Raw genomic sequence first — 24,573 nt, forward strand, 5'->3', positions numbered from 1 at the left:
GCCGCCTCCCCGCTCGCTACGCCGCCTTGCTGCGCACGTAGGTCTCGAAGAGCGCACCAAAGAAGAAGCGCCCGAAGCGGGCGAGCGCCGCCAGGCGCTGCAACGTGCCCTGGGCATGAAGCACCCGCAGCGTGGACAGTTGCACGGCGAAGTCCTTGGCGTTCAGCCGCAGGTAGCCCCGGGCGATGCAAGCGCCCGAGTCATCCTCGCCGCGGAAGACGGACACCAGCAGCCGCGTGGTGTCCACCCAAAGGTCCGGGCCGTCGTCGTCATGGACGTCCTTGTAGCCGTCGATGAAGAAGCGCTCTCCGGATTCGGAGACCAGGGGCAGTTGATAGCGCATCCGCCGGCCACCGGGACGCGCCCCGTCGTGTGTCATCAGGTGCAGCACGCCGCGCTCCACCGTCAACGGCCGCGAGGACAGCACGGGCGCCACCACGCAGCCCGACAACTGCATGGGGTGCAGGGGATGCGAGAGCGTCTCCTCCAAATCCCGGGACGCCACCGTGACGATGAAGCGGAGGGGTGAGGTGTCCCGGCGCGCGGGGTCCCCTGCCTGGAGGAAATCCTCGTCGGCCGTCTCGGCGATGTACCCATACATCGTCTCGGTGAACTGCACGGCCAGGGGCTGCACGGGCCGAGGCGCCGGCGCTTCCGGGACCGGCGCGTAGTCCACAATCCAGCCCTGCCGCTTCGCCATCAGCGCCACGGTGCGCTCCGCCACTGCGGAGATGGTGAGCAATGGGTTGATGCCCAGCGGCCTTGGAATCACCGAACCGTCACTGACGTAGAGCCCTTCGTGGACCTCCGCCCCCTCCGGTCCGGCGAAGACGCGGCCCTCGTGGTCCACCACACCCTCTTCCGCCCGATCCCCCATGGCACACCCGCCCAGCGGGTGGGTGCAGAGGAGCTCATGGCCCGTCAGCTTGTTCCAGAGCGGGTTGCGAACGAAGGTCCCTCCGAGCGCCTCCGTGGCGCGCCGCAGACGCTCGTCCACCCGCGTGAAGACGGCTTGCTGACCCGCGCCCGGCCAATAGACGCGCACCCTGTCTCCAGACAGCCGCAGCTCTCCGGCGCCGTCATCATGGGACATCACGAGGAACGTCTGTGTGTTGCGCATTGCACCGTGGTACGGCCCGCGCACGGCGCTGTCCGCCATGCGCGCCAGTTCCTCCACGCGGTCCAGGACACCCCGGTCCGTATCCTCTCCGGCGACAGCGGAGGCCGCTGCGAGCAGCGCCGTCACGGGGCGCGCGAGGGCCGCGGGGATGGCGCCGTTCTCGATGATCATCCCGTCTTCCTGACGGAGCGTGGCCCGGTCATCGATGATGCCGCTGATGGTGGGCCCCACGGGCGGCTGTCCAGCCGTGGGCGGCCCGCCCAGCCCCACGCCATGTACCGGGACGTCCGTGTTGTAGCCGAAGGCCATCACGTCCCCGTTGTTGCTGAAGCGCTGTCCCAGGCGGCTCGACAAGGACAGCCCCAGCGCCTTCGAGCGCAGCAGGATTTCCGCCGTCCCCATCGTCCCCGCCGCGAGGATGATTCGGTCCGCGGTCACCCACAGGTCCGGCGCATCGAAGCGCTCGCGGCCAGCGTTCATCGGCCGGTAGTACACGCGCCACCGGGCGCCATCGCGCGCCAGGTAGCGCACGCCCACTTCCGTGAAGAGCTTCGCCCCGTGCCGGTGCGCGTCCGGCAGGTAGTTCATCAACACGGAGTTCTTCGCGCCGAAGTTGCAGCCCGTCATGCAGTCACCGCACAACGTGCACGCGGACTGACGCACGCCCGCGGCGTTGACGCCCTCCTCGAAGGTAACTGTCAGCGGAGGCCGGCGAAGCGTGCCGCCCAGCTTCTCCGCGGAGCGTGCCAGCGCGTCCAACGTGGCCAGGGGAGGCCCGGACGCGGGATAGGGCAAGGGCCGCAGCATGTGCTCGGCCCAGGCGAAGCCATCTTCCAGCAGGCCGTCCACGTCGGCGCGGAACGCCTCGGGCCAGCGAGCGTCCAGGAACACGCGGGGGTCCGGGCGCATGGCCACGTTGGCATTGATGAGCGACGTGCCGCCCAACCCGCAGCCCGTGACGACGGAGACGTCCCCACCCCGGTGGAGCTCGAACAGCGCCGTGGGACTGCCCACGGACGCGGCGGCTTCGGGGTCGAAGTGCACCTGGAACTCGGACATGAACTCGGTGTCCGTGCGCGGATAGTCACCGGGTAGCAGCTCCCGGCCCCGCTCCAGCACGCAGACCTGCTGACCCGCGCGCGCCAGGCGGCTGGCGGAGATGGCCCCGCCATATCCCGACCCCACCACCACCACGGCGTAATGCGACGCCAGCTCACTCCAAGGGGATGACAACCTCCGCATTGGCGCTCCCAATGACTGCTCCCACCCTGGCCCCAGCCCACTCCACGGCTCGGGTGCTACCGCCAGGACGTCCTGGCGGGAAAGGACGACCAGGCAGGCAGTCGCCCGAGCCGCCGCTCCTGGAGGCTCCCCGCTGCTGAAGCCCTCTGTTGGACATAGAGGCGGTTGGGACAGCGGTCAAAATCAGGGGCAACCGGTTATTCGACCTCCGCGGCCTCGCCACCCGCGCGACGGAGCGCGTTGACGAGCCGGTGCGCGTGCCGGGTGGTCTCCGGTTCTCGGAACTTCGGGCTCACCGCGAGCACCAGCTCCACCGCCGTGGGCAGATCCATCAGGTGGCCCGGGGAAACGTACACGGGCTGCACACCCTTGCGCGTGCGCACCGCCATGCCCACGACTTCGCCCCGGTGCATGAGGGGTGTGGTGGAGCCGCGTGCCTCGCCCAGTGGCCCATGCGTTCCCACGAGCAGGGACTTCCCGCAGCCAATGGACGGAATGCCGAGCAGCAAGCCCCCATGACACGCAATCCCCATGCGCCGGGGATGCGCGGTGCCATGACCATCGAAGATGACCACGTCGGGGCGCACGGAGAGCCGCGCCCAGGCGACTTCCAGAATGGGCAGCTCGCGGAAGGACAGCAGGCCCGGAACGTAGGGGAAGCGCAGCGTCACCGCCGCGCCAGACTGCGCCACCGGCTGGAGCGAGGCCAGGTCCAGCACCACGAAGCCTCCGAAGCCCGTGTCCTTCCATTTCTCCGTGGAGATGTCGGCGCCCGCGATGCGTTCGACCTTCAAGCCGGGAGGCGGCCGCAACACCAACTGCTCACGCAACCGGCGCTGCAACTCCACCGCCTCCGAGGGCGTCACGTCCCAGCGCCCCGCCTCCGACTGTCGCTCCATCCGAGAGCACCTCCAGCGCCAATCTGGTGACGGAGCGCCTGCGGTGCATGTTCCCAGACGTGTTCAATCACGAACCGCAGTCTCATCCCTCCGGCCTTATTCAGGAAAAAACCGCTTTTGATGTACACCCGTTTTACCCATCACAACCAATTCCTCTGGGTGAAACATGAATCGACACACACTGAACCTGTTCGTCTCCGTCACCATGATGATGCTGATGGGGGCATGCGCGTCACAACAGGTTCCCTGCAGGGACCGTTCAGTCGGCAGGCCCACCGTGGGGCAGAAGTTGGCCGGCAAGTTCATCACGGTGCGCAAGAAGATCCCGGGTGAATACATTGTCGTCCTGAAATCACCCGCGCAGAGCCTGGCGCAGGTTGAAGTCAAACAAGCCACCACGGACCTCACCACGGCTTATGGCGGCACCGCTTTCGCGATGTATGAGAATGCGTTGCGCGGTTTCGCGAGCAAGATGACCGAGGCCCAGGCCCGCGCCATGGCCAGCGACCCCGCAGTGGACTACGTCCAGGAGAACGGCGTGGTCACCATCGCCGAGAGCCAGCAGAGCCCCACCTGGGGCATCGACCGGATGGACCAGCGCAAGCTGCCGCTGGACCGGCTCTACACGTTCAGCGCCACGGGCCAGGGCGTCCACATCTACATCCTGGACACGGGTGTCCGCTTCTCCCACCGCGAGTTCGGGGGCCGGGCCTCCGTCGGCTTCGACGCCGTGGGTGACAGCATGCGCGGCAACGACTGCAACGGCCACGGCACGCACGTGGCGGGCACGGCGGCGGGTTCGACCTACGGGCTGGCCCGCAACGCGATTGTCCACTCCGTCCGCGTGCTGGGCTGTGACGGCTCGGGCTCCACGTCTGGCGTCATTGCGGGCGTGGACTGGGTCACCAAGAATCACGTGTCCCCCGCTGTCGCCAACATGAGCCTGGGCAGCGACACGGACCCCGCGCTGGACGAAGCGGTCCGCCGCTCCATCGCCGCGGGCATCACCTACGTCGTCGCCGCCGGCAACGAGGACAGCGACGCGTGCAAGCACTCTCCGGCGCGCACGGCGGAGGCCATCACCGTGGCGGCCACGGACAGCAAGGACAAGCGCGCCTCGTTCTCCAACTGGGGTGACTGCGTGGACGTCTTCGCGCCCGGGAACAAGATCCAGTCGTCCTGGCACTACGGCGACAAGGAGAGCCGGGAGCTCAGCGGCACGTCCATGGCGACCCCGCACGTGACGGGCCTGGCCGCGCTGTTCCTCGAGGTGAACCCCACGGCGGCCCCCTCCGTGGTGGCCGACGCCGTGTTCACCAACGCCACGTCCGACACGGTGAAGAACCCGGGCTGGTGCTCGCCCAACCTGATGGCCTACTCGGGGTTCATCACCGCGATTCCGGGCCTGCCCGTGGTGCAGATCAAGGACTTCCTGCCCAAGCCCGCCGTGGTCAGCAGCAGCGGGCAGCGGTAGGCCACTCCGGGGCGCACCCCGGGTTTCGCTCAGGCCAGGACGCGGACTCCTTTCGTCCGCGCTCGGCCCACGCCGTCAGGAGGATGTCTCCATGGCCGTCCCGGCGTGAAGTTCCGCCCGGTACGCCTTCGTGCACCGGGGGGATGCACAGGAGGCACGGAAGACCATGGCGACGCTCAACATCACCTATGACGGAATGTCCGCGGATGTCCCCGTGGAGTTCGACGGCCACGTGGCGGACGCGGACATCCGTCGCATCGCGACGGAGTTGGTCCGCTCGGGCGGAGTGCCCGGCCTTCACCTGAGCCAGCTTCACCACGAGGCCTTCGCGCACTTCGTCGTGGACCGGTTCCGTGGTGCCCGGGGCGAGGAGCGCATCTACCTGCGACCCAAGGTCCCCTTCGGCGCCCGCTGAGGACACGCCATGCGAATCGTCTTCTGTGGCGTGGGCGCCATTGGCTCCACCGCTGCGGTGCTGTGCCGCAACCTCGAGGCCACCCTCGTCTTCGTCGACTTCGACCGGGTCGAGTCCAAGAACCTGCTCGCCCAGGCGTATGTGAAGCCCTCCGTGGGCAAGAACAAGGCGGAGGCCCTGAAGCTCCAGTTCCTCAACCTGCACGGCGTGAAGACCGAGGCCCACGGCGTGCGCATCACCCGGGACAACGTCGAGGCGCTGTGCGGTGGAGCCGACCTGCTGGTGGACTGCATGGACAACCGTGACAGCCGCTTGCTGCTCAGCGACTTCGCACGCCGCGCGGGAAAGCCCCTGGTCCACGGCGCCGTGAGCGGCGACGGGACCTTTGGCCTGGTGCGCTGGGATGAGCACTTCGTCCCGGATGCCGAGGACACGCCGGGCCAGGCCACCTGTGAAGGCGGCGCGCACCTCCCGCTTCTGGGCTTGCTCGCAGCCACCCTGGCACGCACCGTCCAGGACTTCATGAAGCACGGCACCCGCCGTGACTCCATCGTGAACCTGAGCACGGTCATGTCCTGACGCGTGACTCAAGCCACCCGGCACGCCTGCTCGAACGAGAGCCGTGGGTTTCTCGGATAAAGCCCGGCGGCATCGCCGTAACCGAGATTCAAGAGCAGGAGGCTCCGCCACTTGCCGTCAGGGAAGAACGTGGCGTCCACCGACATCTGATCGAATCCTCCGAGCGGCCCGACATCGAGCCCGAGCGCACGCGCGGCGAGAATCACGTAGCCCGCGCTGAGGAACGAGCCCTGCTCCGCGAGCTTCGTGCGGCCGTCCTCGGGCAAGCCACCGAAGAACTCGCGCATCTCCGGGCGTGCTGGGAACAACTGGGGCATCCACTCGTAGAATGCCGTGTCATAGGCCACGATGGCGGTCACAGGCGCGGCGCGCACCTTGTCGACGTTGAGCGGCATCACCGAGGGGAGAAGCTTCGCTTTCGCCTCGGCGCTCTTCACGAAGACCATCCGCATCGGGTGGGTGTTCGCGCTCGTGGGCCCCATTCGTGAGAGTTCGTAGAGCCGCGCGAGGAGCGCGTCGTCGACGGGGCGGTCGAGCCAGGTATTGTGCGTACGTGCGTCTCGGAAGAGGAGCGAGAGCTCCTCGTGACGGGCTTCGGACATGGCGTTGCCTTTCCGGCGTGCGACTTCGTCCCCAAAGGCGGGGCCGCGCGCAACGAGATTGGCCTTTAGATACGGGGCGCGTTATGGACGCTCAATGCCACGTCGTCCGAATAAAATATCTGAACGTCCGGTCGAGCTGGACTTTGAGGATCCACGCGGCGATGCCCTGGCGGACGTGCTGGGCGTCTCGCTCCTGCGCAACGTGCTCTACAAGCGCGTCGAGGCGAGGGCTCCCTGGGGGTTGAGGCTCCGAGCGCACGAACGAGCGGTCTTCTACCTCATCGCGCGTGGCTCGGGCCGGCTCGAGGTTGAAGGCGAGGAGCCCATCGAGCTCTCCGTCGGAGACGCGGCCTTCATCCCCCATGGAACGGAGCATGTCCTCCGCGACGCCGAGACCACCCTACCGCTCGACGCCCATGACGGCAGACGGTGCACGGAGCCAGGCCCCAGGCACCTGGGAGGTACGGGCGCCCCAACGTCGATGCTGACTGGCTTCTTCGATCTCGGGGGCCGCCCGCCCTCCCTCCTGGCGAGCCTGCCCCGCGTGGTGACACTCAGCCCGAACGACCGCACGACGGCGCCCTGGGTCGCGGCCACGCTCCAACTCCTCCTCGCGGAAGCGGCACAGCCCGGCCCGGCGAGCCTGCTCGTGCTCCAGCGGCTCGCGGACGTGTTGTTCATCCAAGCGCTGCGCTCTCTTGCGACGCGCAGCGGCTCCCCCGAACAGGGATGCAAGCACCGCGGCATCGCCGCGTTGGGCGACGCACCCATCCGCGAGGCGCTGGGGCTCATCCATCAACGACCGGGAGCCCCGTGGACCGTCGCGTCGCTTGGCGCGCGGGTGGGGCTCTCGCGCTCCACCTTCGCGGCACGTTTCACCGACCTCGTGGGTGAGCCGCCGCTCGAATACATCGCGCGCTGGCGCATCACCCGCGCGGCGGAGCTCTTGCGCGACACGGACCACGCCCTTGACGAAATCGCCGCGCGGGTGGGCTACGAGAGTGTCCCCTCCTTCAGCCGCGCCTTCGTGCGCTTCCGTGGAGAACGCCCCGGGTCGTATCGAAAGAGCGAGCGCGAGCGTGTGCGTCTCGACGATGAGTCCACGTCCGAATGAGCGTCCTTCCAGGCACCGTGGTGACGAACGCGTAGCCGTGGCCATCCGGCCCTCGCACATAGACGCCGGGGCCTCCGCGGGTGACTGCACAGACACTCTTTTCCGCGCCGGATTGTCAGGGGCGAATTTCCGCCGCGTCCCTTCCCTCATGAAAGGAGCGGTGGCCATGACGAAGACGTCGCAGAAGAATCCGAAGCGCGGTCAATATCCAAGCAACCCCCGGTTCAACATCGACGCGGCCCCGTTCCTTCTTGCTGGCGGCTTCCGCGCGTATTCCTTCAGTCCGCCCGACTCCTGCTGACGCATGCGCACCCGCCAAGGGCGCGCCACGCATCACAGAGGCCGGGCTCCCAGCAGGGGACCCGGCCTTCAGTCTTTCCAGGCCCCCTGCCTTCCGGGGACGTAGAGCGTTACGGAAGACGCGTCTGCCTGTAGAGCAGGAGCCCGTCAGGGCCCGCTGGGTTCGACTCCCAGCGTCCCCAATCACAGTCACACAGTTCTCTGGGTGTAGCTCAGTCTGGCAGAGCGCACGGTTCGGGTCCGTGAGGCCGCAGGTTCAAATCCTGCCACCCAGATTTCACGCCTCCGTAGCTCATTGGTAGAGCACCCGCCTCTTAAGCGGATGGTGAGGGTTCGAATCCCTCCGGAGGTATCGCATTCCCCGGCTGTCCAATCACTTTCTGGGTGTAGCTCAGTCTGGCCAGAGCGCACGGTTCGGATCCGTGAGGCCGCAGGTTCAAATCCTGCTACCCAGATTCTATTCCTCCGTAGCTCATCGGTCGAGCACCCGCCTCTGAAGCGGGAGGCGAGGGTTCGACTCCCTCCGGAGGTTTCGCATTCCCCGGTAGCTCAATTGGCAGAGCACGCGGCTGTTAACCGCGGGGTCGAGGGTTCGAATCCCTCCTGGGGAGCTGATTGACAGGGCCTGCAAACCGGCAGGGCCTTTTCGGTTAATCCTACAGTTGTAGTTCGGAAGACTCCGCAGTCCTCCTCCTGTTGAAGTAACAGGAGTGCGAGGAGCGAGACTTCCCATGCAGCAACCATCAGACACAGAGGCCCAGGCACCGGAAGTCCGGCTGGTTGGCCGTCTCGTGACGGAGCTGGAGTCGATAGGCGCTTGGCTGCAGCCGCATTTCCGCCGGCGCGAGGCGCATGCCGCCGCCGTCGAGTACGTGAAAGCCCTGCTAGGGCGGGCGCAGCGCAAGAATATGTGGGGCCTTTCGGAGGATGCAGGGCATCGAGCGCCCTATACCTTCCAGCACCTGCTGCTGCGAGCGAAGTGGGACGCGGATGCGGTGCGCGACGACGTGCTGGAGTACGCACGCAGGGCGTTGGGGGAAGGCGGCATTCTTGCGGTGGACGAGACGGGCTTCCTGAAGAAGGGAGAGAAGTCCGTGGGCGTCGCGCGCCAGTACACGGGCACGGCGGGCAAGGTGGAGAACGCGCAGGTAGGCGTCTTTCTCTCGTACGTGACGCCTCTGGGGCATGCGCTGGTGGACCGGGAGCTGTACCTGCCCCAGCCATGGACGGAGGACTCTGCCCGCCGTCAGGCGGGAGGGATTCCGGACGAGGTGAGCTTCGAATCCAAACCGGCTTTGGCGCAAGGCATGCTGCAGCGGGCGCTGGGCGCGGGACTGAAGCCCGCGTGGGTGGTGGGGGACGAAGTCTATGGACGCGACAGTACGCTGCGCCGACTCCTCGAAGACTTGCACCAGCCCTACGTGCTGGCAGTGGCCTCCAACACGCACGTTTGGCGCGGCTTCTACCAGGTGAAGCCGGGCGACATGGTGAAGGAGGTACCTCCGGAGGCCTGGGCGCGTCTACCCGCGGGCGCAGGCACCAAAGGCCCACGCCTCTATGCCTGGGCGCGCATCCGTCTCAACCGGCACCTGGGCCTGTCGCGGTGGCTGCTATTTCGCAGAGGTCTCGCGGACGGCAAGGTGGCCTTCTACGTCGCCCATGCCCGACGCAATGCCTCGCTGGAGTCGATGGTGCGCGCGGCGGGTAGTCGGTGGGCCGTGGAGGAGGACTTCGAATCCGCCAAGAACGAGGTGGGCCTCGCCGACTATGAGGTGCGCACCTGGACGGCTTGGCATCGACACATGACGTTGTGCCTGGTGGCCCACGTCTTTCTCGCTGCCGCGCGTGCCATGGCCAATCTGCAACTCCAGGAGGGGCTGCCCCCAAAAGCGCTCGGCCTGCCGAGACGCAGAAACCCAATGCGAGCGTTTCTCGCCCGGCGCGGCCTTCACTGACGGCATTCGTCCGCGACTCCGTCCAGGAAGTGCGAGCGCTTCTGGTGGCGCTCCTGCGGCGAGCAGAAGCTCCGATTGCGCATGTCCTGGACTGGAGTCGCTGGCGACGCCACCACCAACCCGTGGCCATGCAGCGCCACTACCGCGCCCGAAAGGCGCGGTTCAAACTGCAACTGTAGGACTCGCACTACCAATGCAACGGATGCCAATTCTGTGGACTTCCAGAGTTGCAAGTCCAAATCTGGATTTTCGTCCCCGGGGTAGGATCTCCGTTAATGGCGTCCAAGCAAAGTGAATCACCCAGGGCGCTTCTCAACTGTCTTCCATTGACAATGTTCCATTTCTGAGCCAATCCCCCATTGCACTGATAGACCTGCACCCGGGTGCCAGCCGTGGGATAGCCATTGACCACGTCCAGACAAAGGTCCGGAGCAAGGGCACTTCGCAGTTCCCTCTGGGCAGTTCGATACCAACTCTGCGCGGTCGTGCCGTTGCAGGTCCAGATTTGGACAGGAGTTTGTGAAGCGGGAATTCCCCCTGCGACCTCCAGGCAACGAGTTTCGTCCATCGCGCTCATTATTATATTCGGACGACTATAAAGGTACTCAACTCCCTGACGATCATTATTGCTCAAGCCATTGCGCTGCCCCATTTCCGATGCACTACCGCCATCCTTGCGAATAATCGTCGGCAAACCATTGGCACTGAACGCACTGGGGGAGTAGTGCATGATTGATTTATAATCATAGCCACCAACATTCAGTGACTCATCGGTGTTTCGCTTCCAGAAGTTGTGAGCTCGACCCGGAAGGATGTTCTCGTCCACCACCGTCACATAGCCATCTCTATCAGAACGAGTATGTTCATGAAACAGCCCAACAACATGGCCGATTTCGTGGATAACTGTCCCCACGCTACACTCGCCGCCCAATTCCACATCCTGCACACCCATTCTCCTGCCAACAAATGATGCACAGTTTGCGGCATCTGGACTGAGCATGAATCTCACATAGTCTGGCTCATTAGTGCGGGGCCTGAAGCGAATGGATGTGTTCGCCTCCCAATGTGCAATCGCGCTTGTTACGCGACTGGGACTGGGAAGGTTCGGGTCGATGACATACGGAATCGTGCGATCGAACCATCGAAAATCTCTGCTTTCCCTCCCGACGGATGCGGCGTTCACCGTGTTCCCTGGACGCTCATCAATGATGATGTCGCCCTCGAAAATAGCTCTGCCGCCCTTCCGCTCATAGGTGATTCGCTGCACGCCTAGTCCTGGCAGTTCTATATCCGCAGTTACCAACTCCGCTTGGCCTGACTGGGGAACAGCCGTCTCGGAGCGGGGCAACTGTGGATCTCCACAGGCCGCGAGAATGGCGCCACACATCAGAACTGGGAGCAGCGCTCTCAACAAGACAGAAGTGCTCATTCAGGTTCCTCGTTATGTCCTGCGGGATTGACAATGAATGGCTATCATCATGCGTCTGGGCGGTCAAAGCAGGGCATTGCGCGTCCAACCAGGTCGAACTCTTCCGTTCCCGAGCCTTGCATGAGCTCCCGCCTCGACGAACGGAACCTAGCGCGCTAGAGAAACTGCGGTGCTTCTCCTTGGGCCTGGGTGCCCATTTGAAATATGCCTTCCGCAGCCGGGCCTGACCGGGCGCCTCCTCGGCGCGGTGCCACTTGATGCTCATGACCGGCTCGAGGTAGGCCATGGGTACCGATGGGAGGCAGTTCCACTGCAGGGCTCGGGCGGCCCTAGGCCCTGTACGTCGGTGGGCGATGGCGCCAGACAGGGCCTAGCCGCAACCCAGACAGCACATACCCACGAAGGTATCAGAGAGGACTTGATATGCCCGCCGACCAGGGGCGTGTATGCCTTTCGCGATGGGAAACAAAGCACCGCGCCAACCAAAGGAACATCGACCATGAGTGCCACGGGCATCCCCTTCTACACTGTCCCTATCAAGGTGATTGACTTCAGCAACACCAGGTTGTCCGTGGCCCTCGGCAAGAACCAGTTCGGAGGACCCCAACCTAACTTGGACGTATTCCTGCCGCCCGACCGCACTTATCATCGGGAGTTGAGTGCCTTGCTCCTCACCTGTGCCGCCATCCTGGAGCTGAACACCCCACCCAGCGAGCGGTGGCGCATTCAGACCAACTACCTCAGAGGGCACAACCACCGCCTCGTCTTCCTGGATCTGGCCAAAGGAGACCATGCCGAGGCCTTGCGCGGGATGATGCTCCTCAACACGATGCTGGGCTGAACGGCCAGTGCGACGGGAACCCGCGCAGCGCGCGGGCTCCCCGGAAGTGGCGCACTAGGGGCTGTCCCTGGTCTCGTGTTCGAGAGTCGACCCGGCGTGCCGGCTATCTGGCACGTTGGGGCAGGGCCTCAATTGGAGTTGCGGCCTGGCGCCAGGCATGATCAACGCGGGCTGTGCGCCGACATGAACTGAGCGATGCCAAGTGGAGCCGCATCGAGCCCCTGCTGGGCTCCAGGAGCGGTCCTCGCTCGAAGCGAGGGGACCGTGACTTCATCAATGCGGTGGTGTGGCGCGTGAAGACCGGGGTGCAGTGGCGGGACTTGCCCGAGCGGTTCGGTCACTGGAAGACGGTCTACAATCGGTTCCATCGCTGGGCGAAGACAGGACGCTGGGAAGCCATCTTCAAGGCGCTGCGGCTCGATGTGGATGAGCTTGGCTCCCTTGCTGACGCATCGGTCGTCCGGGCGCATCAACACGCTGCGGGCGGAAAAGGGGGATCCGAAGCAATGCTTTGGGGCGTTCTCGAGGAGGTTTTTCAACGAAAGTTCACGCCGTCACTACGACGGGCGGTAAGCCGCTCCACGTCGCGCTGACGCCCGGCCAGCAGCACGAGTCCACAATGGCCGAAGAGCTTCTGGTGCACGCTGAAGGCGCCACTTTCATTGCGGACACCGGCTATGACGCTGACCGCATCCGCGCCAACGTTCGAAAGCTCAGGATGAAAGCAGTCATCCATTCGAACCCGAGCCGTAAACGAGCGTTGCCGTTAGACCGCTGTGCCTACCCAAAATTCGGCCGCTGCGTCATGAGTGCGTCAAGAGCGCGTTATGACGGTGAGTGATGCGCATGACGAGCCGGCGGGTCCTCTCTCCCGGTTGAGTGAAGGAGCTCGAGTCAGCGCCGGGCGGGAGGGATGCTCACCTCTGTCACGCCCCGGGCGTCGAACTGGAGGACGGTAGGCGCGCGCTCGCACTCCCACGTGGTGACGTTGGCGAAGCACGTGTCCCCTTCGCGCCACAGCCCGCCATCGTCGTGGATGTGGCCGAACAGGTGTAGCCGAGGGCGCACAGTGAGCACGCGCTCGCGCAGGTCCGCGCAGCCGCCGCGCCCCCCCCACGGAAGAGCGGTCCCCGAAGCCCGCCGGAGGCCCGTGGGTGATGAGCACATCGAGGCCCTCGGGGATAGCCGCCCACTTGCTGGCGAGGGCGGTGCCCCGAGGCAGGTTGAAGGCCCAGTCGTTGTATGCCGGCTGCGAGGGGCTTCCCCAGAAGCGCAGGCCCGCCACGGTGGCCTCGCCGTCCTGCAGGTAGACGACGTCCTCGCCCAGAAGCGCCCGGGCCTCTCCGGGCGAGTCGGCGAAGGCCCAGTCGTGGTTGCCCGCGACGATGACCTTGTGACGGTAGGACAGGCCTCGAATCCACGACGCCACCCGGGCGAGCTCTTCCAGGTCCCCCGCGCGGCACATGTCGCCGGCGTGGACGAAGATGTCGCCCGGGGGCATCACGAGCTCGTCGTGGAAGAGGTGGGTGTCCGAGACGGCGACGATGCGCATCCTCGCAGTATGCCTCGCCGCTGCCTCGGGTTCACCCGAGCATCAGACGGATAGGGCCGCGATAAGCGCGTCGAGGCGAGTAAGTGAGGCGCGCACGGGGCCAGCGAGCACCTGTAGTGGCAAAGCGGAATCGGAGTCACCGAGGCACCGCCTAAACCGTCCCGCGCATGCAAGAGACTGAGCGCTCGTAACGAAGGGGCCGCTAGACCGGGCCCAACGACCGCCAGCCCATCGAAGACGACTGCGTGCCCCGGCGACCAGGGCCGCGGTACTCTCGGCCAGCGCTTCGCCCCTCGCGCTGTGCGCGCGTCCCGAGACAATGCGCCCCTCACCCACCTCCACGCCTGTAAGGGGGAAGCTAACAGCGGCCCTTTGTCATGATATCCGGGCCCACGAGAAGTGAAGTTCGCGGAGATTCAATCGGTCCCCGATTGAAGGGCGCCAGCAGCCCCTTCCTTGAAGCCCCTGAATATTACTCGCCTTTCGACCCCTCAGAGAGTTTGAGTCCTCTCAGAGAAAAGCCGAGAACAGGTTCGCAGAAGCCTTCGTTCGGGGAGCTGATTGAAGGGCCCTATCAACCGGTAGGGCCCTTTTGTTCTACACGGGCCTCGCGATGAACATCGCGGGGCCTTCGTGCATGGGCCGCTGAATCCCCGGGGAGAGGGTTCAGCGCAGCGGCAATCCCAGCCGCATGGCCAGGAATGACTGCATCACATCGGCCGCGGCCTGGGTGTATTCGTTCGTCATGCGACCATGAAGGTAGAAGGACGTCCGGAGGCTCGCGGTGCCGAACTCCACCGCCAGCGCCGCGATGTCCGGCGATCCCTGCGGGATGTCGATGCCGCGCGTCGCGAGCAGGCCGCGCGCGAGCGTGCCGAGGCGCGCGATCGTGGATTCGAGCGCGCGAAAGCTCACATCCGAGACCGGCCCGGTCAGCAGGACGACCTGCGCCGCCGGATGCGTGCGGTAGAAGTCCGCCGCTGAATGAACCATGCGCGTAATCAGGTCCTGCCAGTCCTTGGCCCCCGCGTGCCTTTGGGCCTGGCGCGTCAGATGCGCTTCCAGCGCGCCGAGCTGGCGCTCCGCGAGTTCGTTGAGCAGGGCCTGCGGGGTCGGAAAGAATTTGTAGATCGTCGACCGAGGGTATTCGAGACGTTCCGCCAGCGTCGGGATCGAGAAGGCCGAAAGCCCTGATTCGAGCAGCAGCTCCTCCGCCGCCTGGAGCACGGTATCGACCCGGACCTTGGCGCGCTGCTGCTGCGGCTTGCGCGCCACGAAATCTGGGTTGGACGCGGAGTGACGCGCATCGTCAGGCATGGCACTTGACCCCACTGCGTTCGTCGCGGACTCGAAGTCGGAGGAACGGGTTCTTCCACGCCAGGGTTCGCGCGACAACCCGGCGGGAAGCAATCCCAGCTTCGCCAGCGACCCGCGCCCCCCCTGACGCTCGTCCGAGACCATTAGGCGACAAATGTCGCCTACGACACTTTCGCGACAAATGTCCCTTTTCGGGGCGCGCGTGAAATGAGCTCATACCCAATGTGTGACTCGGAAACTGGCGTCTTCGAGCACGCGCTCATCCGGTCAGACCGAGGCCCCATCCGACCGACCCACAGGATGCCAGGAGGAGGGACGTCATGACGGCACGTCTGACTCGAAGCGTTCTTGTCGCGATGTGTTTTGTGAGCGCGGGCGCCACACCCGCGGCAGCGCAATCCGACCTGCTCGGCAGCAAACGTGGCGGGCACCCCTGGTTCGAGTTCTGTACGGGCAAGTCCGATGCGACGCCTTTACCGCCCGACCCACGGTCACTCGTGACGCCGACGTCGAACAAGAACGTCGTCTTCAACGTGGGGTGGAACTCGTGCATGGGCCGGTCTCCGCTGACGTGTGGCGAGCTGCGGTCGACCAGCGCGGCCGGAGGGCGACTGCTCGGCGGAAATGGAAGTCCCGATGCCGGATGGGAGTTCAGCGGCCATTCCGCATGGAGTCTCTGGTCGATGTCGGCGTCCCACTACAACGCGCTGTGGCTGAAGTGGGGCCTGCCGTTTCGCCCTTCCGACTTCGACAACCTCGTCGCCGAGCGCTACGGCATCCCGCTCAGCCCACAGCGCAATCCCTATCCTCTCCCGTTCGAGGATCCGAACCGAACGAATGGTGGCTCCGGCCAGCTACCGATGGCGCTGACTCAGACACGCAAGCCCGACGGCTCGTGGAGCGGCCAGATTGGCGTCACGTGTTCGGTCTGTCACAGCGGCCAGATTGGCCGGGCGAGCGACGGCGAGGGCCTCGGGGCGTTGCACGGCACCAACGGCCTCACCGACGTGACCCTGTTCCTGGGCGAGCTCGGAGGCCTCAACCCCGCCTTCACGATCGCCTCCCTGAACCGCATCCGCGGTACGGGGAACATCACCAACTTCCAGCTCTTCGCCCTGCTCACGATCTTCGACCCCGACGGGACGATTCCCGGCGTCTTCCTCAATCCGGAGATCTGGGCGGCCGGCTCGACCGGTACGGAAGACCCGCCGAACTGGTGGAACCTCGGGCACCGGCCGGTGAAGTTCTTCGACGCCGGGATGAGCAGCGACGCCACGCGCATCGAACTCTCGTGGTACATGCCGGGCGCCGCACTGCCGAACTACCAGGAAGGCTACGACTGGATCCTCGACAACGAGTACCAGGCGAACACCTGGATGCTTGGCCTGAAGTCGCCGGCCTACCCTCTGCCGGTCAACACGGAACTCGCGGAGCAAGGGTCGGTTTTGTTCCACACGCTCGATCTATGGGCAGCGAACCGCAACAACCCGGTCGTGAAGCCGCAGCAAGTCGGCAACGGCTCGTGCGCGAGCTGCCATGGCGCCTACGCGCCGCGCTACGTGAACGATCCGAGCTTCCTCGCCACGCCCATGTTCGAAGGCATGGCGGCCAATCTCACGCCGATCGACGTCATCGACACCGATGACGCCCGAATGCTTGCCAACGACGGAGCCATCGCGACCCAAGCCAGGTACAGCTTCTTCGGATACAACGGTCAGGAAGGGTGCGCCGACAAGTACAACATGATTGGCTATCTCGCGCAGCCGCTCTACGGCATCTGGGCGTCCGCCCCCTACTTTCATAACGGCTCGGTGCCCGACCTCTGGAGCTTGCTCAAGTCGTCGGACCGCCCGCGCATCTGGCGTCGCAAGTCGAAGCCGCAGCGGTTCGGGGTCGTGATGGGATTCGAGACCGACCTCGCGAAGGCCTATGACCCGACCAAGGTCGGGTGGAAGTACGACACGATTCCGTGCAGCTACCTAACCTTCTCGCCGTTCAACCACTGCAATCCGTGGGATCCGAACGAGACGCCACTCATCGAGAGCGGGCTGTCACTGCTGTACGGAAACGGCGCGCTAGCCTGGAACCTCCTCGGCAGCATCGTGGCCCCGAGCTTCTCGAACTCGGATATCGAGGCTCGCAAAATCTACAACACCCGGATGTTCAGCCAGTCCAACTCGGGCCACACGTTCACCGACGTGCTGACGGATGCGGAGCGCACCGCGCTGATCGAGTACATGAAGACGTTGTGAGTCCTCCGCCGGAGCGTGGCGGGGATTCGCTCACCACGCTCCGGCACTGCGATGAGCTGAGTGGCGAGACAGAAGCCGCACATCTCAAAGCAGCAAGGTCCATGAGAGGCCGTCGCGCGAGAAGAACAGCTCCTTCGGCGCGCAGCCGACAACCAGACCGAAGCCGGCCGAGAGCTTGACCGCCGGCACCACCTCGGGCGTCCCCATGGTGACCTGTTCGAGCGTACCGCTCCGCAGTCGGCGCAGCGCGTGCCCATCGGCCAGCAACACGCCCCCTGGCACGGCGACCGCCCCGGTGAAGTCGAGCCGCTGGGGTCCGGTGTAGGGCTGCTCGGTCCAGTGGGCCCCGCCTGTGTTGCGCAGCACGATGCCAGCCTGGCCCGCGGCCACTTCGGCGCCGTCTTCCTCGATGCATACCGCGCTGAGTCCGACGTGGGTCGACGACGCTTCCTTCACCCAGGCATCGCGGGCAATCGGGCTGCGCCAGATCTCACCGTTCATCCCGACCGCGATGACGCTGTCGGCCGACGTGCGGGCCACGGCATTCAGCCCGCCCATGTCGTCAAGCAGCGCGTCGAAGTCGATCTCGGCGCCCGGCGCGGTGTCATCGAAGCCGTGCTCGAAACGGCGCCAGGTGGTGGAGTCGGAAATGTAGACATGACGATTCATCCCAAATGCGAGCGTCGCGTCGCCGCTCGACACGATGCCGCGCATCGGCCCCATGGCTCGGCCCTCCTCGAGCCATGATTCGCTGACATTGCCAGCGAGAATCGAGCCCACCTGGCCATCACGCCCCAACACCAACAGTTCAGCTCCGCCCCGCAGCGCCATGTCGACGCCATGCCAGCGGAATCGGCCGATGTCGCTCCAGCGGCCGTCGAAATCCACCGTCAGCACCTGACTCAGGTGCAGTCCTTCAGCGAGGGCTGGCTGGTAGTGACACAGAACCGCGATACGGTCGGCGGCGATGGGAACCGCCTTCACCAGCAGCAAGGCATCAAGGACGAACTGGCGGGCTTCGCTGTCGGACATGCGGCGCAAACTCTCGTAGGGCCAGAGGTAAATCTTCGCGACGCGCACTCAAGGGGTCGACGCAAGAGCGCTGCCCCTCTCGCAGGCGCTACCGCGCCCCGGTGGCGTCAACGGTACCATCGGGCCGCAGCACCAGGGAGCCCCGCCACCCCAGCGCGGAATTGACGTACTTCGTCGAAAACACGCCGAGTTCGGCCCCTTCATCGAAACGATACGAGACCTCGACGTTGCCATCCCCGTCCGCCCGCCCCTCACACTGGAGCTCGGATTGAGGAGCAACATTTTCGTACCGGCAGGTGCGTCCCGGGAACTTCACCTCCAGACTCCGCAGCTCCCGTTCCGACCCATTGACGAAGAGGATGCTCGTCCTGCCCATCCACCACATCGCTCCCGCGGCCATGAGGATGCCGACGGCGCAGACCGAGAGAATCAGGGTGGGCTTCGAGACTTCGCGCATGTCGAGACCTCAGGGGAATCGGACTTCAAGTCTGCCCCCTGGCGAAGGCCCACTCTTGATGCGTGCGGGGCCTTCGCCAGGAGTCACCCCAAACAGGCGGCGCTCTGCGTGAGCGTCTATCTCTCAGAGGTCCTTGAGAAGCGCGAGGCCATAGGCCGCGTTGTCGGCGGCCTCCGGCGCATCGTCCTCGCGCAGCCCCATCATACGTCCCAGACCGGCGAAGGCCTTCTCGCCAAGTGCCTTGCGCAGCGCCTCGGGCTCACCTTCATGCAACTCGTGGTTGTTTGAGAAACGCGCGTAGGTCTCGTAGGTCTCGTCGTCGCATTCCCAGTCATGGTTTCCGAACAGACCGATGCGCGCTTTCATCGTGCCCATGACGCGAGAACATCCGGCCTCGTAGAAGCCATACACGACGCCGCGCACGCTCGCGTTCCCTTGCACCTCGAGGTTGCCTTCGAGGTAGAGATGCCGACAGGCGAGGTCGCCCGTCACGACGATCGTTCCCGTCTCGTCGGTGGAGACCGACTCACTCACCGTGAGGTTGCCTTGAACAATCAAGGCGCCCTCGGTGACGGAGAGCTCGCCGTCGAGGGTCAGATCGCCCTCATGAATCCACACGCCCTCATCAAGGGAGTCACTGATGTCCTCGTCCTGGACGACTTCACTGAGGTCGAGGTCCTCGTCGGCTTTCTTGATGAGTTTCTGCTTCTTGAGCGACTTGAGCGTGTGTGGATTCATCGAGTGGACCCTTGAACGAAGATATGGCCCCCAGGATACGTCCGCCTGGATGCGTAGGGCCATTAACGAGTCCCGAGAAACGGCCGCCGTGTCAGGGACGAAAATCCATCGCCGTCTGAACCCGGCGAATGGAGCGGCGACCATGACGACGTTGACGGTGCGGACGAACCCGATGAAGCGCAGCGACCTCAACAGCCTCTGGCCCCAGCTCGCCGCCGCCTCCTGCTCCTTCGCGAGCTTCGACGCGAAGTGCCTCGTGGGATTTGGCCAGTTTGGCGGCCATCCGCCCGTCCCCTGCTGAAGCTCGCGCTCCGTCACCGGCGCGCCAAGCCACGCAGAGGCCGGGCTCCCATCCAGGGGACCCGGCCTCTCGGTTTTCAGGGCCCCGCTCCTCCGAGGTACGTCGAGTGTTCGCCGGTCTGGCGTAGGCGGTCCGCGCGCCTGTTTGAAGCACAGGAGGACCCGGTTCGACTCCGGGGGCCGGCACTCCAGCAGCATGCAGTCCTTCATAGGCCGCGCTTTGGGAGCAGCTTGGACTCCAAATCCGCGCACGCAGGGTTCGATTCCCTGGCGGCCTGCTCGCGCAGCACATGGGTACGTAGCTCAACGGGAGAGCACTCGGCTTGCACCCGAGGGATCCGGGTTCGAATCCCGGCGAATCCACTTCACCCCCGCCGGGGTAGCCCAATCGGTAGAGGCACCAGGTCGAGAACCTGGAGGGTACGGGTTCGACTCCCGTCTCCGGCACAACCCCAAGAGGCTCCGTGTCATGGAGACGCTGGTCCTGAGTCAATCGTTCGAGCCCGTCGCCCGAGTTCCCTGGCAACGGGCGGTCATGCTCATCTTCCAAGGCAAGGTCGAGGTCGTCGAGGAGTACGAGGACCGCCTCGTGCGCTCGGTGACGGTGGAGATTCGCATGCCCTCCGTCATCCGCTTCATTCGCGGTCTGCGGCGGCGGCCCAAGGGCGTGAAGTTCAGCCGGGAGAACGTCTACCTGCGCGACAAGTGCCGCTGCCAGTACTGCGGCCTCAAGGTGACGCGCCCGGAGGCCACGTACGACCACGTCCTGCCACGCGCACAAGGCGGCAAGACGAGCTGGGAGAACATCGTCATCGCGTGCGTGCCCTGCAATCAGAAGAAGGGCAACCGCACGCCGGAGCAGGCGCGCATGGCCCTGCGCACCACGCCCGGGAAGCCGCGCAAGCTCCCCGAGTCGATGCACCTGACGTTCATGTTCGAGAAGGGCATGCCCATGTCGTGGGCGAAGTTCCTCAGGGACGTCGCCTACTGGCATGTGGAGCTGGAGGAGTAAGGCCCCAGGGGAAAGGGGAGCCACCCGAGGTGGCTTCCGCCTCCTGAGTGTCCCGCCCCGGTGGCGGACGCACTCGGAGGTCCGGGAGTTCGCCAGAGGCGGCTCCCACCCCATCGGCCGTCCCCGCGCGCCAGCAGGCGGGATGTCGCTGCTGGCTGTTTTTCTGGAAGCTGAACTGGCGATGGCGCCAGGCCCCGCTGCTAACGGGCGCGAGCCGGTTCTCCGGCCCGAGGTTCGAGTCCTCCGGCTTCCGCTCCGCCTGCCCCACCGGGCACCCGCGACGCACGACTGTGCGCGACGCGACGGGACGTGACACCGACACGCAGCATGGCGGAGCCACCCCACATTCCTACGCTCCCGCGATTGGGCCATCCCGGCCTGGCAGGGAGACAGCCACATGAGGCATGCGCGGTGGGGTCGATGGGCAGTGGGTTGGGTGTGCCTGGGCATCGCGGCGGGCACCGGCTGCGGGTCGGATGACGCCGTCCCGGAGGAGCCTCCCGGGGGCGAACAGTCGCAAGTCCCCGTGGGTGCCGAGGACCAGGAACGCATCGACATCGGGATGAACATCTCCCCCGTGCCCCTCAAGATGGAGGGCCTGGACGCGAACCTCGTGGGACTGGGGAGCTACATCGTCAATGCCCAGTCCGGCTGCAGCGACTGTCACACCCAGCCGGGGTACCTCCCCGGGGGTGACCCCTTCCAGGGGCAGCCCGAACAAATCAACACCACGAACTTCCTCGCGGGAGGCAGGCCCTTCGGCCCGGGCATCGTCTCCTCCAACATCACCCCGGATGCCCAGGGCCTCCCGGGCGGCATGACCTACGCGGAGTTCCTCACCCTGATGCGGACGGGCCGTGAACACGGTGCCATCATCCCGGTGATGCCCTGGCCCATCTACGCGAAGATGCGCGACCAGGATCTGAAGGCCATCTACGAATACCTCCGGGCCGTTCCTCCGGCCCAGCCAGGGATGGCCCCGCCCCCCGCCCCTTGAGCCGGGCCGCCACGGCCGCTCCCTTGCGTGGCATGCATTTGACCGGGATTGCGCGCTCACCTCGGCCGTTGAGCGGGGTTAGAGTGCGCTCCCGGCGAGGGGGCGGCTGAGACGACATGGCGACGAGGAAGAGCGAGGACCAGGAGCGGCTCATCGACCGCGACCTCACCGCGCTGGCGCGGGAGAACAAGCTGCCAGCCGCCCACGGCGTGGACGCGGCGGTGACGGAAGTGCTCGGGCTGTTGACGCGTGGGGCAAGCATCCGCTGCTGGCGGGTGAGGCCGGCGTGGGCAAGAGCGCCCTGGTCCAGGAGGTGGCGCGGCGCATCGCCGAGGGCCGCGTGGACGCGGAGCTGGCCAACGCCCGGCTGGTGGAGGTCTCCGTCGCCAACATCCTGGCGCGCAGCACCCAGCGCCAGGCCGCCGAGAGCTTCGAGGAGCTGCTGGCCTATCTGGCCCGGCACCCCCGTCCCATCGTCTACATCCGGGACCTGCCCGCCGCTCTCGGGGGCCCCCTGGCACCGGTCGCCGTGCGGGGCCTGCGCACCGGCGGCCTGCGCTTCATCTTCGAGACGGAGCCCAAGCGCGTCCAGGAGCTGCTCCGCTCCGATGAAGCGCTGGCAGAACGGCTCCACCTGCTCCCGCTGCACGAGCCCACGATGGAGAAGGCGCGGTGGGTGCTGGGCCGCGTCGCGGAGGAGCTGGAGCGCGAGCTGCGCCTGCCCATCGACCCGACGGCGTGTGACCTGGCGCTGCGGCTGTCGTCCAAGTTCCTGCTCGCGCAGCGCATGCCGCGCAAGGCCATCGAGCTGCTCAAGGAGACGGCGGCCGAAGCGGCGAGCGCGGCCAAGGACCACGTGGGCCCGGAGGACGTGCTCAGCCGCTTCTGCGCGGCCACGAGGCTGCCTCGCTTCGTCGTGGACGACGCGATGCCCCTGGACCTGGATGAGACGGAGCGCTTCTTCGGGGAGCGCCTGCTGGGGCAGACGGACGCGGTGGGCGCGGTGCTGCGCTCCGTGGCGCTGCTCAAGGCGGGCCTCAACGACCCGCGCCGTCCGCTGGGCGTCTTCCTCTTCGCGGGCCCCACCGGCGTGGGCAAGACGCAGCTCGCCAAGCTGCTGGCGGAGTATCTCTTCGGCTCGGCGGACAGGCTGGTGCGCCTCAACATGGCGGACTACCCGAACGACGGGGATGAGAGCGTCCCGTTCGGCGCGTCATGGGCTCCGGCCTTGGAGACGCGGCGCGGGGAGCTGAGCGCGCTGCTCGACGGCAAGGTGTTCACCGTGCTGCTGCTCGACGAGTTCGAGAAGGCGGCGCGAAGCGTCCACGACCGCTTCCTCCAGCTCTTCGACGAGGGCACCTTCGTCAACGGCGCCGGCGAGACGGTGTCGTGCAACAACACGCTCATCGTCGCCACGTCCAACGTGGGCGCGGAGGTGTACCGCGAGTCCGGCATGGGCTTCACGGGCACGCGCCGCACGGAGGAGATGGTGCCCGAGGTGGACCGGCGCATCAGCGAGGCCTTCCGCCCGGAGTTCCTCAACCGCTTCGACGCCATCTGCCACTTCCGGCCGCTGTCCAAGGTGGACATCCGCAAGATTGCCCAGCGCGAGGTCGGTCGCGTGCTGCAACGCGAGGGCATCCGCGCGCGCGCCCTGGACGTGGAGGTGACGCCCGCCGTGGTGGACCTGCTGGTGGAGCGGGGCTATTCGCCGCAGTTCGGCGCGCGGTACCTGCAGCGTGAAATCGAGAAGACGCTCACCGCCGCGCTCGCGGTGGAGATTGCCCGCCGGCCGCTGCCTCCGGGCACGCCCGTCCGCGTCGAGGCCCGGACGGGAGGCCGCGTCACCGCCGTGGCGGAGCCCGCTGCCCCGCCGCCCTCACCCACCGCGCAGTTGCTGCTGCCGTCCGCGCGCGCGGCACCGGTGAAGCGGCGGCTCGACAGGAAGTCGCTCCTGTTCGAGATGGACCGGCTGGTGGGCAAGGCCCGAGCCCTGGCGGAGTCCGCGGGCCGTCCCGAGCTGGAGAAGCGGCGCGCGGCGCTGCTGGCGGAGACCCAGGCGCCCAACCTCTGGGACGACCCCACGCACGCGGCGGAGGTCATCCGCGCCTTCCGCACCGTGGAGGCCCACCTCAACGAGCAGGAGCGGCTGGAGGCGGCCTGTCTCTTCGCGCGCCGGCTGGTGCGCGAGGCGAAGAACGAGGTGCAGCTCGCGTCCGCCGCACGGCAGGTGGAGGACGTCGCGCGCGAGGTGCAGATGGCGGAGGCCCTCCATGCCTCGGGCGCCTCCACCCAGGACACCGAGGCGCTGGTGGACATCTGCGCCAGTGACTCGGCGGAGTCCCAGGTCACCTGGGTGCAGGAGCTGGCCACCATGTATCTGGGCTGGGCGCAGCGGCGAGGCTACGAGGCCGTCGCCGTGGCCGAGGCCGAGGAACCCGCGCGCGTCGTCGTGCGCATCGCAGGCCCTGGCGCCTACGGCTTCCTCGCGGGGGAGGCGGGCATGCACCGGCGGTTGGAGGACGAGAAGCGCCAGCGCGCCTACGTGCGCGTCCACCGTGGCGGCACCATGACGCAGGAGGAGCTGGAGCTGCTGGAGGTCCAGGGCCGCCCGATGAAGAGCCACGAGGGCGCCTACCTGCAACGCGTGCGCACCGAGGTGACGGTGAAGGACGAGTCGTCCGGCCGCGTGCTCACCCTCGCCGGCGCGGCCGAGGTGGAGGAGATGAAGGACATCGCCGCGCGTGTCGTCGCCGGACAGGGCAGCAACACGGACGAGGCTCGGCGGTACTATCTGGGGCGAAGCCCCCGGGTGGAGGACCCTCGCACCGGCGCGGGCACCCCGCGCGTCAAGGACGTGCTGCGCGGCGAGCTGGACGTCTTCATCGCCGCGTGGATTTCACGGCCTCCCGCGGAGCCCCCCACGACCAGCACCTGAGGACACGG

At 66.3% G+C, this 24,573-nt stretch carries 22 protein-coding genes, 10 tRNA genes and 2 pseudogenes; 24 read left to right on the top strand and 10 right to left on the bottom strand.

All coding sequences use genetic code 11. The features are described from left to right. Nucleotides 1-16: 16 nt before the first annotated feature. Nucleotides 17-2,362, bottom strand: coding sequence for a GMC oxidoreductase (locus A176_RS26590; RefSeq protein ID WP_002638329.1), 2,346 nt, complete (start codon nt 2,360-2,362; stop codon nt 17-19). Between the two features lie 197 nt (nt 2,363-2,559). After that, the gene (locus tag A176_RS26595; RefSeq protein ID WP_002638330.1) at nt 2,560-3,261 is read right to left on the bottom strand and encodes an endonuclease V; all 702 of its coding nucleotides are present in this window, start codon (nt 3,259-3,261) and stop codon (nt 2,560-2,562) included. 166 nt (nt 3,262-3,427) lie between these two features. On the opposite strand from A176_RS26595, the gene A176_RS26600 reads away from it, so the two are divergent. The 3 genes from A176_RS26600 (at nt 3,428) to A176_RS26610 (ending at nt 5,729) form a co-directional block, all read left to right on the top strand. After that, the gene (locus tag A176_RS26600) at nt 3,428-4,735 is read left to right on the top strand and encodes a S8 family peptidase (protein ID WP_021781035.1); all 1,308 of its coding nucleotides are present in this window, start codon (nt 3,428-3,430) and stop codon (nt 4,733-4,735) included. A gap of 166 nt (nt 4,736-4,901) precedes the next feature. Next, nucleotides 4,902-5,150, top strand: coding sequence for a hypothetical protein (locus tag A176_RS26605; RefSeq protein WP_002638332.1), 249 nt, complete (start codon nt 4,902-4,904; stop codon nt 5,148-5,150). Between the two features lie 9 nt (nt 5,151-5,159). Beyond that, a complete protein-coding gene (locus A176_RS26610) occupies nt 5,160-5,729 on the top strand; it encodes a HesA/MoeB/ThiF family protein (protein ID WP_002638333.1) in 570 nt (189 codons plus the stop codon). Between the two features lie 8 nt (nt 5,730-5,737). Here the strand turns inward: A176_RS26610 and A176_RS26615 are convergent, their stop codons facing one another. After that, the gene (locus A176_RS26615; protein WP_002638334.1) at nt 5,738-6,331 is read right to left on the bottom strand and encodes a malonic semialdehyde reductase; all 594 of its coding nucleotides are present in this window, start codon (nt 6,329-6,331) and stop codon (nt 5,738-5,740) included. 94 nt (nt 6,332-6,425) lie between these two features. Between A176_RS26615 and A176_RS26620 the strand changes: the two genes are divergently transcribed. The 9 genes from A176_RS26620 to A176_RS26655 all read left to right on the top strand — a co-directional run bounded on the left by A176_RS26620 (nt 6,426) and on the right by A176_RS26655 (nt 9,700). After that, nucleotides 6,426-7,445: an AraC family transcriptional regulator gene (locus A176_RS26620; RefSeq protein WP_044889398.1), complete on the top strand. Its 1,020-nt coding sequence runs from the start codon at nt 6,426-6,428 to the stop codon at nt 7,443-7,445. 166 nt (nt 7,446-7,611) lie between these two features. Then, nucleotides 7,612-7,746, top strand: coding sequence for a hypothetical protein (locus tag A176_RS40815; protein ID WP_002638336.1), 135 nt, complete (start codon nt 7,612-7,614; stop codon nt 7,744-7,746). Between the two features lie 95 nt (nt 7,747-7,841). After that, a tRNA-Tyr gene (locus tag A176_RS26625) sits at nt 7,842-7,927 on the top strand. Between the two features lie 19 nt (nt 7,928-7,946). Continuing rightward, a tRNA-Pro gene (locus A176_RS26630) sits at nt 7,947-8,020 on the top strand. Between the two features lie 6 nt (nt 8,021-8,026). Beyond that, nucleotides 8,027-8,097: transfer RNA gene (locus A176_RS26635), tRNA-Lys, on the top strand. A 28-nt stretch (nt 8,098-8,125) separates the two neighbouring features. Then, nucleotides 8,126-8,200, top strand: a tRNA-Pro gene (locus A176_RS26640). A 7-nt stretch (nt 8,201-8,207) separates the two neighbouring features. Next, a tRNA-Gln gene (locus A176_RS26645) sits at nt 8,208-8,277 on the top strand. Nucleotides 8,278-8,283: 6 nt separating this feature from the next. After that, nucleotides 8,284-8,356, top strand: a tRNA-Asn gene (locus A176_RS26650). A 120-nt stretch (nt 8,357-8,476) separates the two neighbouring features. Further along, the gene (locus A176_RS26655; RefSeq protein ID WP_021781034.1) at nt 8,477-9,700 is read left to right on the top strand and encodes an IS701 family transposase; all 1,224 of its coding nucleotides are present in this window, start codon (nt 8,477-8,479) and stop codon (nt 9,698-9,700) included. Between the two features lie 187 nt (nt 9,701-9,887). On the opposite strand, the gene A176_RS38320 is transcribed toward A176_RS26655, so the two are convergent. Then, the gene (locus tag A176_RS38320) at nt 9,888-10,967 is read right to left on the bottom strand and encodes a M12 family metallopeptidase (protein ID WP_158513108.1); all 1,080 of its coding nucleotides are present in this window, start codon (nt 10,965-10,967) and stop codon (nt 9,888-9,890) included. Nucleotides 10,968-11,628: 661 nt separating this feature from the next. Between A176_RS38320 and A176_RS26660 the strand changes: the two genes are divergently transcribed. The 3 genes from A176_RS26660 to A176_RS38330 all read left to right on the top strand — a co-directional run bounded on the left by A176_RS26660 (nt 11,629) and on the right by A176_RS38330 (nt 12,811). Further along, nucleotides 11,629-11,970, top strand: a complete 342-nt coding sequence (locus A176_RS26660) for a hypothetical protein (protein WP_044889397.1) — start codon at nt 11,629-11,631, stop codon at nt 11,968-11,970. A 173-nt stretch (nt 11,971-12,143) separates the two neighbouring features. Further along, the gene (locus A176_RS38325; protein WP_082282837.1) at nt 12,144-12,563 is read left to right on the top strand and encodes an IS5 family transposase; all 420 of its coding nucleotides are present in this window, start codon (nt 12,144-12,146) and stop codon (nt 12,561-12,563) included. After that, nucleotides 12,482-12,811 (top strand): transposase, encoded by a 330-nt coding sequence (locus A176_RS38330; protein WP_158513114.1) that lies wholly within the window; start codon nt 12,482-12,484, stop codon nt 12,809-12,811. Before A176_RS38325 ends, A176_RS38330 begins: the two co-directional genes overlap by 82 nt. Before the next feature lie 53 nt (nt 12,812-12,864). On the opposite strand, the gene A176_RS40245 is transcribed toward A176_RS38330, so the two are convergent. The 3 genes and pseudogenes from A176_RS40245 to A176_RS26670 form a co-directional block, all read right to left on the bottom strand. Continuing rightward, nucleotides 12,865-13,047 carry a hypothetical protein gene (locus A176_RS40245; protein WP_226994442.1) on the bottom strand — a complete coding sequence of 61 codons (183 nt, stop codon included), beginning with the start codon at nt 13,045-13,047 and terminating at the stop codon, nt 12,865-12,867. 121 nt (nt 13,048-13,168) lie between these two features. Continuing rightward, nucleotides 13,169-13,522 (bottom strand): annotated as a pseudogene (locus A176_RS40250) (metallophosphoesterase); the annotation flags it as partial. A gap of 666 nt (nt 13,523-14,188) precedes the next feature. Further along, entirely contained in the window at nt 14,189-14,839 is a 651-nt protein-coding gene (locus tag A176_RS26670) for a TetR/AcrR family transcriptional regulator (RefSeq protein WP_049872392.1), read from the bottom strand. Nucleotides 14,840-15,159: 320 nt separating this feature from the next. On the opposite strand from A176_RS26670, the gene A176_RS26675 reads away from it, so the two are divergent. Beyond that, nucleotides 15,160-17,091 (top strand): c-type cytochrome, encoded by a 1,932-nt coding sequence (locus tag A176_RS26675; protein ID WP_044889396.1) that lies wholly within the window; start codon nt 15,160-15,162, stop codon nt 17,089-17,091. Nucleotides 17,092-17,175: 84 nt separating this feature from the next. On the opposite strand, the gene A176_RS26680 is transcribed toward A176_RS26675, so the two are convergent. From A176_RS26680 to A176_RS26690, 3 genes are all read right to left on the bottom strand, one after another. Continuing rightward, nucleotides 17,176-18,123 carry a hypothetical protein gene (locus A176_RS26680; protein ID WP_002635557.1) on the bottom strand — a complete coding sequence of 316 codons (948 nt, stop codon included), beginning with the start codon at nt 18,121-18,123 and terminating at the stop codon, nt 17,176-17,178. Between the two features lie 88 nt (nt 18,124-18,211). Continuing rightward, nucleotides 18,212-18,580 (bottom strand): hypothetical protein, encoded by a 369-nt coding sequence (locus A176_RS26685; RefSeq protein ID WP_002635556.1) that lies wholly within the window; start codon nt 18,578-18,580, stop codon nt 18,212-18,214. A 123-nt stretch (nt 18,581-18,703) separates the two neighbouring features. Further along, nucleotides 18,704-19,318: a bactofilin family protein gene (locus A176_RS26690; RefSeq protein ID WP_002635555.1), complete on the bottom strand. Its 615-nt coding sequence runs from the start codon at nt 19,316-19,318 to the stop codon at nt 18,704-18,706. Nucleotides 19,319-19,460: 142 nt separating this feature from the next. Between A176_RS26690 and A176_RS39385 the strand changes: the two genes are divergently transcribed. The 8 genes and pseudogenes from A176_RS39385 (at nt 19,461) to A176_RS26720 (ending at nt 24,565) form a co-directional block, all read left to right on the top strand. Then, complete coding sequence (locus tag A176_RS39385; protein ID WP_193409804.1) at nt 19,461-19,619, top strand: hypothetical protein; 159 nt, start codon at nt 19,461-19,463, stop codon at nt 19,617-19,619. A 112-nt stretch (nt 19,620-19,731) separates the two neighbouring features. After that, nucleotides 19,732-19,804: transfer RNA gene (locus A176_RS26695), tRNA-Phe, on the top strand. A gap of 106 nt (nt 19,805-19,910) precedes the next feature. Beyond that, a tRNA-Ala gene (locus A176_RS26700) sits at nt 19,911-19,981 on the top strand. A gap of 10 nt (nt 19,982-19,991) precedes the next feature. Beyond that, nucleotides 19,992-20,065: transfer RNA gene (locus tag A176_RS26705), tRNA-Leu, on the top strand. 22 nt (nt 20,066-20,087) lie between these two features. Then, nucleotides 20,088-20,630, top strand: coding sequence for an HNH endonuclease (locus A176_RS26710; protein WP_002635554.1), 543 nt, complete (start codon nt 20,088-20,090; stop codon nt 20,628-20,630). A 166-nt stretch (nt 20,631-20,796) separates the two neighbouring features. Beyond that, nucleotides 20,797-20,882, top strand: a tRNA-Ser gene (locus A176_RS39015). 145 nt (nt 20,883-21,027) lie between these two features. Further along, nucleotides 21,028-21,627, top strand: coding sequence for a hypothetical protein (locus A176_RS26715; protein ID WP_044889395.1), 600 nt, complete (start codon nt 21,028-21,030; stop codon nt 21,625-21,627). Between the two features lie 116 nt (nt 21,628-21,743). Beyond that, nucleotides 21,744-24,565: pseudogene (locus A176_RS26720) on the top strand (AAA family ATPase). Nucleotides 24,566-24,573: the final 8 nt, after the last annotated feature.

The sequence above is a fragment of the Myxococcus hansupus genome (assembly GCF_000280925.3).
GTDB lineage: Bacteria > Myxococcota > Myxococcia > Myxococcales > Myxococcaceae > Myxococcus > Myxococcus hansupus.

Excerpts from the sequence above, each read along its gene's own strand:
- A176_RS26615 (WP_002638334.1), bottom strand. The coding sequence starts at position 6,331 with ATGTCCGAAGCCCGTCACGAGGAGCTCTCGCTCCTCTTCCGAGACGCA.
- A176_RS26610 (WP_002638333.1), top strand. The coding sequence starts at position 5,160 with ATGCGAATCGTCTTCTGTGGCGTGGGCGCCATTGGCTCCACCGCTGCG.
- A176_RS26620 (WP_044889398.1), top strand. The coding sequence starts at position 6,426 with ATGCCACGTCGTCCGAATAAAATATCTGAACGTCCGGTCGAGCTGGAC.
- A176_RS26710 (WP_002635554.1), top strand. The coding sequence starts at position 20,088 with ATGGAGACGCTGGTCCTGAGTCAATCGTTCGAGCCCGTCGCCCGAGTT.
- A176_RS40815 (WP_002638336.1), top strand. The coding sequence starts at position 7,612 with ATGACGAAGACGTCGCAGAAGAATCCGAAGCGCGGTCAATATCCAAGC.
- A176_RS26675 (WP_044889396.1), top strand. The coding sequence starts at position 15,160 with ATGACGGCACGTCTGACTCGAAGCGTTCTTGTCGCGATGTGTTTTGTG.
- A176_RS26655 (WP_021781034.1), top strand. The coding sequence starts at position 8,477 with ATGCAGCAACCATCAGACACAGAGGCCCAGGCACCGGAAGTCCGGCTG.
- A176_RS26590 (WP_002638329.1), bottom strand. The coding sequence starts at position 2,362 with ATGCGGAGGTTGTCATCCCCTTGGAGTGAGCTGGCGTCGCATTACGCC.
- A176_RS26660 (WP_044889397.1), top strand. The coding sequence starts at position 11,629 with ATGAGTGCCACGGGCATCCCCTTCTACACTGTCCCTATCAAGGTGATT.
- A176_RS26605 (WP_002638332.1), top strand. The coding sequence starts at position 4,902 with ATGGCGACGCTCAACATCACCTATGACGGAATGTCCGCGGATGTCCCC.
- A176_RS26715 (WP_044889395.1), top strand. The coding sequence starts at position 21,028 with ATGAGGCATGCGCGGTGGGGTCGATGGGCAGTGGGTTGGGTGTGCCTG.
- A176_RS26670 (WP_049872392.1), bottom strand. The coding sequence starts at position 14,839 with ATGCCTGACGATGCGCGTCACTCCGCGTCCAACCCAGATTTCGTGGCG.
- A176_RS26685 (WP_002635556.1), bottom strand. The coding sequence starts at position 18,580 with ATGCGCGAAGTCTCGAAGCCCACCCTGATTCTCTCGGTCTGCGCCGTC.
- A176_RS39385 (WP_193409804.1), top strand. The coding sequence starts at position 19,461 with ATGACGACGTTGACGGTGCGGACGAACCCGATGAAGCGCAGCGACCTC.
- A176_RS26690 (WP_002635555.1), bottom strand. The coding sequence starts at position 19,318 with ATGAATCCACACACGCTCAAGTCGCTCAAGAAGCAGAAACTCATCAAG.
- A176_RS26600 (WP_021781035.1), top strand. The coding sequence starts at position 3,428 with ATGAATCGACACACACTGAACCTGTTCGTCTCCGTCACCATGATGATG.
- A176_RS26595 (WP_002638330.1), bottom strand. The coding sequence starts at position 3,261 with ATGGAGCGACAGTCGGAGGCGGGGCGCTGGGACGTGACGCCCTCGGAG.
- A176_RS26680 (WP_002635557.1), bottom strand. The coding sequence starts at position 18,123 with ATGTCCGACAGCGAAGCCCGCCAGTTCGTCCTTGATGCCTTGCTGCTG.